This is a genomic window from Luteolibacter flavescens (assembly GCF_025950085.1).
Taxonomy (GTDB): Bacteria; Verrucomicrobiota; Verrucomicrobiia; order Verrucomicrobiales; family Akkermansiaceae; genus Haloferula; species Haloferula flavescens.
Genome location: NZ_JAPDDS010000007.1, coordinates 229,307 through 241,234 on the forward strand (window position 1 = coordinate 229,307; position 11,928 = coordinate 241,234).

The following is an 11,928-nucleotide window of genomic DNA, read 5'->3' on the forward strand; positions in this document are numbered from 1 at the left end:
CAAAGGGGGAATGAACATCCTGATCGCCGATGATCACGAGTTGGTGCGGCGCGGCCTGCGCTCGTTGCTTGGCGACGAATACCCGGACGCCTACATTCGAGAGGCGGGCTCCGCGAGCGACGCGCTGGAGATGGCGGGCGTCGTCACCTACCACCTCGCCATCGTAGATATCAATCTGCCCGGCCGCGATGGTCTGGACCTGCTCGGCGATCTCCGTCGGCTGTATCCTGCCCTGCCGGTGCTGATGGTGAGTGCGCACACCGAGGAGGAATTTGCCATCCGGGCGCTGAAGCTGGGAGCTGCCGGTTACGTCTCGAAACAAAGCGCCGCCGACGTGCTCGTCTCGGCCGTGAAGAAGGTGCTAGCTGGGGGCCGCTACATCAGCGCCATCGTTGCGGAGAGGCTGGCCCGCGCCGTGGCGGAAGGCTGGGACGGCGAGCCGCATGAGGCTTTGTCCCATCGTGAGCTGCAGGTGCTGAAGCGCATCGCGGAAGGTCGCTCGATCAAGGAGATCGCCGCCGAGCTGGCCCTGAGCGAGAAGACCATCGCAACCTATCGCAGCCGCATTTCCGAGAAGCTGCAGCTAGCCGGGAACGTGGAGCTGACCCGTTACGCGATGAAACACGGGATCATCAGCTAGGATAAGCGGAGTTTGTCAACGAACGGATATTGTTAGGGATTTGTCGGTGAATCCACCGACAAGGAAATCAGCAAGAGCGCCCCTGTCGGGTACGCGGGATTCCGGCATCGTGGGAGATGTCTCATTTAGAAACCCGAAATCTCGCCATCTCGCCGTGGCGACTCTTCGCCGGTGGCCTGCTGTTCCTCGGTGCAACGCCCATGGCCGCCTCCGCTGCGATCACGCCGTCCAGCAGCGTCTCGCTGGAGTGGTCGCCAAATCCCGAGCCGGACGTGGTGGGCTACAAGGTCCACTTCGGCACCGACAGCGGCAGCTATTCCGCGGTCATCGATGTGAAGGGTGCCACCCGCGTGGAACTCCCGCCTGTCAGCCTGGGCACGCCCTATTTCCTCGCGGTGAGCGCCTACAATGCCGCAGGAGATGAAGGCCCGCTCTCAGCAGAGCTGACCGTGAAAGCGGAAGTGCCGCTACCCGTCGCCGATACCTCGGTGAGCGTGGGATCGCCCGGACAGGCCGAACTTCAATGGCGTTATCCGAGAGCCGACAATGCGCCAGCAGCGGAGAAATTCACCATCTACACCAGCGAAGATCTTCGCACTTGGTCAGCTACCGGCGATGTTCTGGCGAGCGAGCCAGCACGGATGGATGCCGATTGGCTATATTTCGAGTTTCCACACGCGGTGGATAGACCGCGGATGTTCTTCAAGGTCGGCTCCTCGAATGCCTTCGGCGAGCAACGATAGCGTCGCCCGATTGAGAATGAAAGAGACCTCCGCTGTTCGCGCTGATGCGGTCAGCGGGGGGCACACGATCATCAGTCATCCAGCGATGGTTGCGAATTCCTGCTGCGTTTCTTCCGGCATCTTGCTGCAAGGGAAGTTGTCGGTCATCTTCGCGAGCATCACGTCGATGCGCGAGGCATGGCGATGCCGCTCGAGCCGGTGGGCCAGTTCCCGGGCGACACGATACCCATTGATAAGCTGGTGGTGCATCCGCGCACAGATTTCCAGAGCAAGTGCCCGCTTCTCGGTGAGTCCGCGAGCGATGGCGACTTGCGCGATCTCCTTCCCTCCGACGCTCGCCGTGCAGCGGGGGTGGGGGAGTGTCGTGAGAAGCGACCGCAAGCTGTCGCACCTCTGGAGCGAGTCGCTCTCGATGCCGCACAGGTAGCCACCCAGCGAAGGAACCGAAAGGACGAGCTGGCCGGAAAGGGCCTGGAACCGGAGTTCGGTTTCATGCAGGGCGGCGAGTTGGCTCCGGTAGTGCGTGAGAAGCGGGTGTTTCATGGTCGGAGAAAACGCCAGCATTCCGCAGCTCCCATGCCGGTCGGCGAGTGGGCTGTAATCCTTATGGATTCAGGACTTTTTCGCCAATCAGGGGTGACCCTTCATCCTTGCAGCTCCATGAATTGCACGGATCGCATTGCAGGAGGCAATGCGGCATGCGGATGACGTGAAAGGGGGACTTGAAACTCGTTTGACCAGACCGATGATTGTCCCGTAAAACTACCTCCCCATGCCCAAGATTTTCGTGGTTGATGACCACCCCATGCTGCGCGGCGGACTGCGACACTCGATCGGTGCGGAGCCCGAGTGGACCTTTTGCGGCGAAGCGGCAAACGCGGCCGAGGCGTTGACTCTGATCCCACAGGTGATGCCTGACCTGGTGATCATGGACATCACCCTGCCCGATAAGAGCGGGCTCGAGCTTATCAAGGATCTACAGGCGCTCTGCCCGTCCATTCCGGTGCTGGTTTTCTCGATGCATGACGAACTGCTCTATGCGGAGCGGGTGATCCGCGCGGGCGGTCGCGGCTACCTGATGAAGGGGTCTTCCACCGAGCAATTTCTGAAGGCGATGATGGATGTCCTGCGCGGCTCGCTCTACCTCAGCGAACGCGTGGCAGGTCAGATCCTGAATCGTCTGGGCCGGGGGAACACGCGCTCCGGGCTCTCCAGCCTCACCGACAGGGAATTGGAAGTTTTCGAAATGATCGGCCGCGGCGTGCCGACTCCACAGATCGGCGAGACGCTGCATATCAGCCCGCGCACCGTGGACGCGCATCGAACGAACATCCGCCTGAAGCTCGGACTGGCCGACGCTCCGGCGGTGATGCGTGAAGCGGTCGTGTGGGTGGAGATGGGCGGCACTGCGAAGAATGTGATCCCGTGATGAAGCCGCCTCCGCCGCAGTAGCACATTGCAAGACCTGCGTCGGCCTTTTGCATTGGAGTCTCCTATTTCAAGGAGCTGAAGTTTCGCGGCTGCGAGCGGTACATCATCCGCTGGAAAGGTCTTCATGAAGGAGGACCACCAACTAGAGGCCAAGTCGCTCTCGGATGATCCCGAGGGCAAGGAGTTCGGAACGACCTTCGGCGCAGCGCATGGTGCGATTGCCGGCGGCGTCATCGGTTCGCTCGCAGGTCCCGCCGGAACGGTCGCCGGAGCGGTGATCGGCGCAGGAGCCGGTGCCGCGATAGGATTTGTCGCCGGAGCGGGTGCCAAGAGCGAGGAGATATACTGGAAGGAAAACCTCGAGCGAGAGCCGTTCTTTGACCGCGGCTACAGCTACGATGACTTCGCTGCAGCATTGCGAATCGGCGAGGAGGGCTTCCGAGATTCCGGTGGCACCAGCTTTGAAGAAAACGAGACGAAGCTGCGAGAACAGTGGGAACAGGGAAAGGGCAACTCAGCCTTGGAGTGGAGTCAGGCAAAACAGGCGGCACGCGCCGCATGGGAGCGGCTTGAGAAGTCCGAGTCGCCGACTTCTTGAATGGAACTTTGTGGTGGACGTTTGGGCGACTGCGCGCCGGGAAACGTGATCCTGATGGAAGGGCAGTAAGCTTTGATCACGGATTCAGCGCTTCCCGACGTGCTCTGCAATGGGTGCGTCAGGAGTCTGACCGGATGACTATGAGAATGGGTTCTCGTCATCGGCTGGAACCGTCTGAATCGATACATGGGATGTATTTATGATAGATTGCAAATCGTGGGTTCAGGAGGTGCAGCTTGCGAAGATTTGAGGCATTTGGATGGGGATTTGTAACCTGATTGGGCACCTCAATTTTTTCAGGTTTGTCGCCTTATTGCGCATTCAAGGCCCTGGATATAGGATGTTCTTCTTGGGAGGGCATTGGCTGCAATTATCAGGTAACAAGCATGATGCGTGATTCTTCCGCCACTTGTTCGCTATGCTTTCGGTCGATGTGACCAATTGTCATGATCGCTTTGGATCCGAACGAATCAAGTGGTTCTTCACTGCGGAGGCTATCTGCCCGCCAAATGCTGAGATGGGATCAAGGAGGTATCTTATGAAAACTACTGCCAAGACCATCACATCATTCGCCGCGGCCCTGATCTTCGGGACGGGACTAGCTCAAAACGATCCGGTGCGTCCCGTCGCTCCTAAGGAACAGCCCAAGGATGTTCTAGGCGTGATCGCCGCGAAGCCCGAGCTTTCCCTCTTTGCCGACGCCATCAAGGCATCGGGTGTGGAAGACTCGTTGCGCAGGAATGGCCGCTTCACCGTGCTTGCGCCCACGAATGATGCTTTCCGCGCCTTGCCCGAGGGCACGATGACCGAGCTATCCAAACCGGAAAACCGCGCGCTGCTCGCAGGGATCATCCAGTATCACATTCTCCGCGGAGAGATGAAGACAGGCGACATCTCCACTGAAGACGTTCCGACATTGCAGGGTAGCCGCGTCGTTCTGAAGAAGTCGGACGGCATTGTGTGGGTCGGTCGGGGCGAGGTGCTCGACGCTGACATCGAAGCCACCAATGGCGTGGTCCACGTGATCAATATGGTGCTGGAGCCAGACACCGAGTGACCTGCGGGCCAAAAGCGGCCCGCATCCTGTTGGAGACATTCAAAGCTTCCATCTTCCAGACCCATGAAATCGAATTCATTGTTCATTGCATCAGCCCTGACCCTCGGCGGCTTTGCCCTGATGGGACTGCAAGGGCAAACTCCTGTGAGCCCCGGCACATCGGTTGCCAATGGAGACAACCCACTCGGAAAGAAGTGTGTCGTTTCCGTCGACGCGCGAGCTATCCGTGAAGGTCGTTCCGGCACAGAAATGACATCGTCCGGCTTTGAGGCGGACGGTACGGTGAAGGGAGAACTCATCCGGCTTTCCAGCGAATGGTGTGTCTTGAAGAACGGAACAGTGGAAAACTGGATTCCCACCGAGAAGGTTTTGATGATCAAGGTGTCGGAGTGACGTGGCAAATTGCCCGTCATATCGGGCCAGCCAAAGCAAATTGCACCGGCGACAAGGTTTGCTTGAATTTTCCCGGATAAAAGCGATTCACTCCCCGGTGATTTTCGAGGCTGAGGCCCGTGATACGATGACCGTCCCCACCGACCACCTGCCGATCAGCTTGCCTAAAGGAAATCTTCGGATCCTTGTGGCGGACGATGGCAAGAATGCTGCCGACATTCTGGCGATGTTTTTCGAGATGGAGGGACACACCGTGCAGGTGGTTTATGACGGGCGGATGGCAGTCGAGGTCACGCCGTCGTTCCAGCCGCAGCTTATCGTCATGGACATCGGCATGCCGGAGATGGATGGCTTGGAAGCCTCACGCCGCATCCGTGAGCAACCGGATGGGAAGGAGATCGTCATCATCGCCCTCAGCGGCCATGATCTGGAGCAGGACAAGCGCTCCTGCGCCGAGGCGGGGATTGATCACCACATGGCCAAGCCGGTTCGACCGGATGACCTGCGTGCCGTGATCCGTGGCTATCAGCAAGGACAGGCTTAGAGGCCCGATCATTCTTCCTCACGACGCCGAGCCGAGCAGGCTGCGCAAAGTATCCAGATCGGTCGGCTTCACGATATGATGGTCAAATCCGGCGGCCTTGGTTCGCTCTCGATCGCTGTCTTGTCCCCAACCGGTGACGGCCACGAGATGGACCGACTTGCTCCAAGGCTCGGCGCGCATCCTCCGGGCGGCCTCCCAGCCATCCATCACCGGCATGCCCAAGTCCATGAGCACCACGTCGGGCAGGAAGCTCGGTGCTAGGTCCAGCGCGGCTAGGCCATTCTCGGCGGTTGCCACCTTGTGGCCGATCAGCTTCACCGCCATCGCGAGGGTTGTGGCTGCATCCGCATTGTCATCCACAATCAATACCCTCTTGGCCGTTCCGGCCGTGCCACTGTTCTTGTCCATCGATTCTTCTTCATTAGACCATTCCGTCACGGGCGCTGCCGGCAGGATGGGGAGCAGCAGTTGGAATGCGCTGCCCTCACCGGGGCCGGCGCTCTCCGCCCGCACGCTGCCTCCGTGCATCCGGGTGAGTGATCTCACCAAGGTGAGCCCTATTCCCAGGCCACCGTCGTCCATCGGTGCCGGATTGACCTGAGCAAACATATCGAAAATCCGCTCCAGCATGTGGGCCGGGATGCCCTTGCCGGTATCCTTCACCCGCACGGCGAGGGTTTCTCCGTCGATGACCTCCGCCTCCACCCGGATGGTGCCGCCTCGCGGAGTGTACTTCGCGGCGTTGTTCAGGAGATTCGAGATCACCTGTGCCAGACGATGCGGATCGGCGTGCAAGTGGATGTCGTGATCCGGAATGGAAATCTCCAGCCGGTGTCCAGCCTCGTCGATGCCAGGTCGCGAGGCCTCGGTGGCGCTATCGAGGATCTCGTGGAAACGGCAGCGGCTGAGCCGCAGGTTCATCTTGCCGAGGGTGATGCGCGACACGTCGATCAAGTCGTTCACGAGCGTGACGAGTTGGTCCATCTGGCGCTCCATCGCCGATCTGACGACATCGAGTTCCTGGGGAATCCCCTCGGTCATCTTGATCACGCCCAGTCCCGCACGGATCGGCGCCAAGGGATTCCGCAGCTCGTGGGCGAGGGTGGCCAGAAACTCATCCTTCCTCCGGTCTGTGGCCCGCAGGTCCTCCAGCAATCGCCAGCGCACATACGCTCCGGTGAAGTAATGCGAGATCGTTTCGAGGAACTCGATCTCATCCGCGTCGAATTGCGTGCGCCTGCGGCTGGCGAAGGAAAGCGTCCCTAACAGCTCGCCGCCAGCCATCAGCGGATTGCAGGCATATACCGAGACACCGTACCCCCTCACCAGGGAGGAGATGTCATCGTCCGACTGCTGGATGCAGGTCACCACCATCGGCTCCCGATTCAGTGCGACCGTCCCGCAGATGGCCTGCCCATATTGGAGTTTGCCCAGCGATGCCCGCTGCTCGTCCGTGATGCCGGAGCAGGAGAAGAGCGATAGGCCGTCGCCATCCGGATCCACCATGAAGCTGAAAAAGGCATCGAGATCGAGATGCGGGCGGATCTTGTCAAAGAGCTGCTGGAGCATCACGTCCGGCCGCTCGTTGCTCAGGATGATCCCGGCCGCCTCCCACAGCAGGCGGAGGCGTGCCGCCTGGCGCTGCAGGAGGAGATCCGCCTGACGGCTCTCGGTGACATCGGTGCAGCTCCCGATGAAGCCGGTGACCGTGCCTTTCGTGTCTGTCAGCGGCGTTGCGCATCCCAGCGTCCACACCTCGGTGCCGTCCGCGTGGAGAAAGCGGAATTCGCAGGTGGAAGGCGCCTCTCCCACCATCGAGCCGTGCCAGTCTTTCAACGCCCGCTCCCGGTCTTCCGGGTGAAGGGCGGAAGTCCAGCCGCTGCCCAGCGCCTGATCCGCGGTAAGTCCGGCCATCGCGCACCAACTGCGGTTGACGAAAAGCACTTGGCCCTCCACGGAGGAAAGGAAGATGCCGACGGGTGCATTTTCCGCGAGGATACGGAAGCGCTCCTCGCTTTCACGGAGCTTCGTCGCCATCTCGGCACGCTCAGTGATCTCCAGGGAAATGCCGCCCACCTGGGTCATGTTCCCGTTTTCATCGGGGAGGGGGAATTTCGAACTAAGGAAGCGCCAGTGTCCCACCTGCTCTTCCGTGAGGATGGACTTGCCGTACTGGATGACTTCGAGATCGATCCTGCGGATCCTCTCGGCGATGTCCGGTGGCAAAAGCTGCTGATCGGTCAAGCCCACGACCTCGCCCGTGCTACCCAGATAGTGGCATGCCACCGGATTTGCCTGGGTGTAGCGGCCCGCAGAATCCTTCACATACGTTGCTACCGGAGAATGGAGCGCGAGCGCTTCCAGGCGCTTCTGGCTGTATCTCAGGCCGTGCTCCAGCCTCGTCAGCTCGGTGATGTCGGTGAAGTAAAAGTTCGTATGCATTCCCGGAGACACCGGCACCACCTTGATGATGTAGGTCTTGCCTCCGATGGTTTGCTCGAAGTCCGTGGCCACTCCGAGCATCGCCGCCTCTGCCGCCAGCTTCACCAGCGGGGTCGGTGCAGGCTGCCCCGGTTGCACATTCCACTCCCGCAGGCATTTGATCGCCGCAGGATTGGCGAATCCGAGCCACGTGCCGCCATCAAGGCGGATGACCGGAGAAGGATTCTCAAGGGGAAGTCGGCTCAGGGTTGACTCTGTATCACCCGCATCCGCCACCATGATCCTGACCGAGACGCCGGCTGCCTGGCCGGTGGCATTGCACAGCAATTCCGCTCGGACCGATGCCCGGATCCGCTTGCCCGATGGGGCTTCTAACAAAACATCCTCCCGTGGAATCACCCCAACGCCACGCCATGCCCGCAGTGGCGGCAGATCCTCGTCCGGAATCGGGCTGCCGTCTTCCCTTAGGAAACGGATGGGTCCGCACCACGGCACGCTGCCCGGAAGTCCTTCCCACAGGAGGTGCGCAGCCTGATTGTAGGACAAGATCTCTCCCGCGGGTCCGCAGAAGTAGATGGCTACGCTGGCTTCACTCGGGTGGTGCATGGAGAGGGTGACCCATCCCCGCGCGAAAGTGGTGGCTGCCACGCCGCGCGGGTTCCGGCATGTTATAGCCAGCAAGCGCCGCGGTGTCCAAGCAGGACTTCGCTTGATAGCCTACAATTCCGAAAGAGGGGGCTCCCCCTTCCGCCAGTCCTCCGCCGCGTGCGGCAGGGGCATTGCCTCCTCCTGCAGGGCCGAGGGCACATGACGAGACGGCAGGGCCATCGCCTGACTCCACTGGAGGCGCACACAGGAATCCGGTGCGTGAGTCGAATCTGAAGCCGGCGTCGTCGGACACACGGCCACGCCACCTTTCAACACCCATCCCTCCCCGAGGAGCTGATTCACCCGGTCCTCGAATTTCCCGAGGTCGTCGGAGGTGACGACAGTGTATTGCTCGAAGACCATTACTTGTCGTTCTCGGGGCTCGCGTCGCCGTGGATGGCGTCCAGCTCCGGCGCTTCATCCTCGTCTTCTTCGGCCTCTACGTAGTCGATGTCGTCCAAGAGCTCCGAGGATTCGGATGATTCAAGCGCGCCTTCCTCGTAGGAGTCTGCCACGATGTCGCGGACCTCGTTCTCGGCGGTTTCAAGGCCTTGTTCGACCATCGACTCATTAGCGTCCTCGTCCACGTAGGGCGGGGCCATCGGACTGCGGGGATCGGGGGATGCCGGCTGGACAGGATCGATCGGTGTCATTTGCGTGGGCGTTGGGGTTGTTTCGTTCCCTCTCGCACGATGCATTCCAGCTTTGGACGGCGCGCACCTTTCGGCCGTTTCGGCGGTCGCTCATGCGCCTCGATGACCGAGAGAACGCGCCTCTCGTCGGCACGCAGGAATGCGCTCCCATCAGACTTTCTCAGCAGTGGCGGGCGAGCCTGCATGCGCCCGTGAAGATCGCCTTTCCGGAAGGCGCGAAAAATGGCCGGATGGATGTAATAGCTGCGGCAAGTGGCAGGTGTGTGATTCAACCGCTCCGCCGTGGTGCGTATCGCGACGTTCTCCGCCCTCCTGATTGCGGTTTTCGACTCGGGCGGTGGCATGCGCCCAAGCTCTCGTGCGCAAGTCACAGTGGCACGCCAGGTTCGGAATTGCTTTGCTGTGAAATCCCCGCCGCTGATCTCCTTCAGCCAATCGTTCACGTCCCCGGACTCGATCGGCCGCCAGCGTCGCCCGACCCGGTGGCAAAAGAGATACTGCCCGGGCAACTCCTGCAGCTCCTCCACCAGTGCGCTCACCCGTGCATCGTCGATGCGGGTGCGATGCTCCTTTCCCGCCTTGCCCCTGAAGCGGAGTTGCAAGCCCTCATCGGTTTCCCGGACATGGCGGGTCAGGAGTGAAGCTAGTCCGAAGCTTCGATTCTCCCGGACATAGCGGTGGTTGCCGATGCGAAAGCCCGTCTGGTCCAGCAGGGTGACGATGCCGGCGATGATGCGGTCCCGATCCAGTGAGTCCCCATCAAGCGCGGCGCGCACCCTTCGCCGGATGCTGGGGAGGGCCTTCGCGAAGTCGGTCAGGTGCATGAATTTCCGGTCGCCTGCCAGACGGTGCCACTCCGGGTGATAGCGGTACTGCTTGCGGCCCCTTTGGTCGAGTCCGGTCGCTTGCAGATGGCCATTCTCCGCCATGCAAATCCACACACCCTCGTAGGCGGGCGGCACGGCCAACGAGGCGATACGCGAGCGCTCCAGCTTGTCGCGGAGCAGCGTGCCCTCGGGCAGATGATAGGAAAAGCCACGGCCCGCCCGGCCCCTGCGGTACCCCGGCATGCCATCGTGCGTGAAAATCAGTCCCGCCATGATGGCTCTCCTTCGCAATCGTCGCACCAGTTTCTGTGACGGCGGCACGCAGGCTGCGAATGGTGATCCACCATGAAAACCTGCGAATGCTGCGGCAACCAATACGAGAGGTGCATCGAAGTCTCCGTCGATGGTCAGACCTTCACCTTCGACTGTTTCGAATGTGCGATCCAGATGCTTGCGCCAACTTGTCCCCACTGCGACTGCCGTATCATCGGCCACGGAGTGGAGGCGGAGGGCGTGATCTATTGCTGTGGACATTGCTCCCGGCAACAAGGTGCCGAAGGCATCGTGGACAATGCGGACAATGCGGACAAAGCTGATGATGCCGGGGCGACGGTGGTCTCAGTCTGATCCAGGCTCTTCCTTCAGCGCATCCTTCGAGTGCCAGATCCGATAGATGACTCCACCGCTGTCATCGCTCATGAGGATCGTGCCATCGGTCCACTCCGCGAGTCCACACGGTCTCGCGAAGTGCGCCTTGTCGCCTTCCAGATAAAAGCCCGTAACGAAGTCCTCGAATGCCTGTGGCTCCCCGTTTTTGAAGCGGAGCCTTACCACCTTGTAGCCGCTCGGTTCACTGCGGTTCCATGAGCCATGGAGTGTGACCAGCGCGTCGCCGTGGAAGTCCTCCGGGAATTGCTTTGCCGAGGGGAAGATCATCGCCATCGGTGCGCTGTGGGCATCGAGCGTCATCAGGCTGGGTTCGCACTCCTTGGCATACGCTTCCCATGTTTTGCCGATGTCTTCCTTCGGGTCTCGCGCCGGATTCGGTTTCCCGTTCTCAAACACGAAGGGCCAACCGTAGTTCTTCCCCGATTTGATCTCGTTCAGCTCCTCGCCTTGCGAGTCGTCCCCGAGCCAATCGATGCCGTGATCCACACCATACATCCGCAGCGTCTCGGGGTGCCAGGCGAAGCCGATGGTGTTCCGCAGGCCGGTGGCATGAATCCGGCGGCCCTTCCCGTCGGTCTGTAGCTCCAGCATGGTAGCGCTTTCAGGATTGGGTTCCGGTGCGGCGTTGCAGGTGCTGCCGACGGAAAGATAGAGCGAACCACTCGGGCCGAAGCCGATGGTTCGGTTCGGGTGTTGTCCGGCATCGGGCAGGTCGGTGTAGAGCTTCTGAAGGGGGCCAAAGGTGCCGTCCTCGCGGATCTGCGCGGTGTGGACCTCGCGGATCGCCGCTAGGTAGGCGATGCCTTCGCGGATCGCGATGCCGTGGACGTGGGGGAGCTTGAGGACGGTGATGGGCTCCTCGGCGAGGCCGTCGCCATCCTTGTCCTGCAACATGATCACGTCGCCGTCTTCGCCACGGCGGGTGACGTAAACCCGGCCCTCCGGCGAGACGGCCATCATTCGCGGCTTCCCGAGATCCTTGGCGAACACGGTCACGGTGAAGCCATCCGCCACTTTCAGCGAGGCCATGCGCTCTTCACTCGCCGGGACCAGGGGAGGGCGGTTCACGCTGCCGGTGATGGTGGCGGGCTCCTTCGCCTCCTCTGCATGGAGCGATAGCGCGAGAACAAGTGATGCTGCAAGTGACGCTTTCATGGCTGTCATGCAGATCGCAGATTCCACACCATGAAGGATGCGGGCCCGGTCCGTGTCTGCGGATGCTCGGCAAATGCAGATTGCCAGCGGTGAATGCGCACCTTGCAAACGTGCGGCGCAGGCACGCA

At 61.0% G+C, this 11,928-nt stretch carries 14 protein-coding genes; 8 read left to right on the top strand and 6 right to left on the bottom strand.

The genetic code is table 11. The features are described 5' to 3' along the window. The first annotated feature begins 10 nt into the window (after window positions 1–10). Window positions 11–640: a response regulator gene (locus tag OKA04_RS14470; protein WP_264501895.1), complete on the top strand. Its 630-nt coding sequence runs from the start codon at window positions 11–13 to the stop codon at window positions 638–640. Window positions 641–756: 116 nt separating this feature from the next. Continuing rightward, a complete protein-coding gene (locus tag OKA04_RS14475; protein WP_264501896.1) occupies window positions 757–1,383 on the top strand; it encodes a fibronectin type III domain-containing protein in 627 nt (208 codons plus the stop codon). A 75-nt stretch (window positions 1,384–1,458) separates the two neighbouring features. Here OKA04_RS14475 and OKA04_RS14480 read toward each other — a convergent pair whose 3' ends face one another. Then, window positions 1,459–1,926 (bottom strand): hypothetical protein, encoded by a 468-nt coding sequence (locus OKA04_RS14480; RefSeq protein ID WP_264501897.1) that lies wholly within the window; start codon window positions 1,924–1,926, stop codon window positions 1,459–1,461. A gap of 229 nt (window positions 1,927–2,155) precedes the next feature. Between OKA04_RS14480 and OKA04_RS14485 the strand changes: the two genes are divergently transcribed. From OKA04_RS14485 to OKA04_RS14505, 5 genes are all read left to right on the top strand, one after another. Continuing rightward, window positions 2,156–2,812, top strand: coding sequence for a response regulator (locus OKA04_RS14485; protein WP_264501898.1), 657 nt, complete (start codon window positions 2,156–2,158; stop codon window positions 2,810–2,812). Window positions 2,813–2,938: 126 nt separating this feature from the next. Continuing rightward, on the top strand, window positions 2,939–3,412 hold the full coding sequence (locus OKA04_RS14490) for a hypothetical protein (protein WP_264501899.1): 474 nt from the start codon (window positions 2,939–2,941) through the stop codon (window positions 3,410–3,412). Window positions 3,413–3,950: 538 nt separating this feature from the next. Next, window positions 3,951–4,469: a fasciclin domain-containing protein gene (locus OKA04_RS14495; RefSeq protein ID WP_264501900.1), complete on the top strand. Its 519-nt coding sequence runs from the start codon at window positions 3,951–3,953 to the stop codon at window positions 4,467–4,469. A gap of 63 nt (window positions 4,470–4,532) precedes the next feature. Further along, window positions 4,533–4,862 (top strand): hypothetical protein, encoded by a 330-nt coding sequence (locus tag OKA04_RS14500; RefSeq protein WP_264501901.1) that lies wholly within the window; start codon window positions 4,533–4,535, stop codon window positions 4,860–4,862. 58 nt (window positions 4,863–4,920) lie between these two features. Beyond that, complete coding sequence (locus tag OKA04_RS14505; protein WP_264501902.1) at window positions 4,921–5,406, top strand: response regulator; 486 nt, start codon at window positions 4,921–4,923, stop codon at window positions 5,404–5,406. Window positions 5,407–5,424: 18 nt separating this feature from the next. Here OKA04_RS14505 and OKA04_RS14510 read toward each other — a convergent pair whose 3' ends face one another. From OKA04_RS14510 to OKA04_RS14520, 4 genes are all read right to left on the bottom strand, one after another. Continuing rightward, window positions 5,425–8,496, bottom strand: a complete 3,072-nt coding sequence (locus tag OKA04_RS14510; protein ID WP_264501903.1) for a PAS domain S-box protein — start codon at window positions 8,494–8,496, stop codon at window positions 5,425–5,427. 69 nt (window positions 8,497–8,565) lie between these two features. Next, window positions 8,566–8,859: a DUF1737 domain-containing protein gene (locus OKA04_RS24755; protein WP_425503681.1), complete on the bottom strand. Its 294-nt coding sequence runs from the start codon at window positions 8,857–8,859 to the stop codon at window positions 8,566–8,568. Beyond that, window positions 8,859–9,149 (bottom strand): hypothetical protein, encoded by a 291-nt coding sequence (locus OKA04_RS14515; protein ID WP_264501904.1) that lies wholly within the window; start codon window positions 9,147–9,149, stop codon window positions 8,859–8,861. The genes OKA04_RS24755 and OKA04_RS14515 overlap by 1 nt, the downstream gene beginning before the upstream one ends. Beyond that, window positions 9,146–10,471, bottom strand: a complete 1,326-nt coding sequence (locus OKA04_RS14520; RefSeq protein ID WP_264501905.1) for a DNA topoisomerase IB — start codon at window positions 10,469–10,471, stop codon at window positions 9,146–9,148. Before OKA04_RS14520 ends, OKA04_RS14515 begins: the two co-directional genes overlap by 4 nt. Between OKA04_RS14520 and OKA04_RS24830 the strand changes: the two genes are divergently transcribed. Continuing rightward, window positions 10,364–10,603, top strand: a complete 240-nt coding sequence (locus tag OKA04_RS24830; protein WP_498049455.1) for a metallothionein — start codon at window positions 10,364–10,366, stop codon at window positions 10,601–10,603. The genes OKA04_RS14520 and OKA04_RS24830 overlap by 108 nt on opposite strands. Here the strand turns inward: OKA04_RS24830 and OKA04_RS14525 are convergent. Beyond that, complete coding sequence (locus OKA04_RS14525) at window positions 10,595–11,800, bottom strand: PQQ-dependent sugar dehydrogenase (protein ID WP_264501906.1); 1,206 nt, start codon at window positions 11,798–11,800, stop codon at window positions 10,595–10,597. The genes OKA04_RS24830 and OKA04_RS14525 overlap by 9 nt on opposite strands. Window positions 11,801–11,928: the final 128 nt, after the last annotated feature.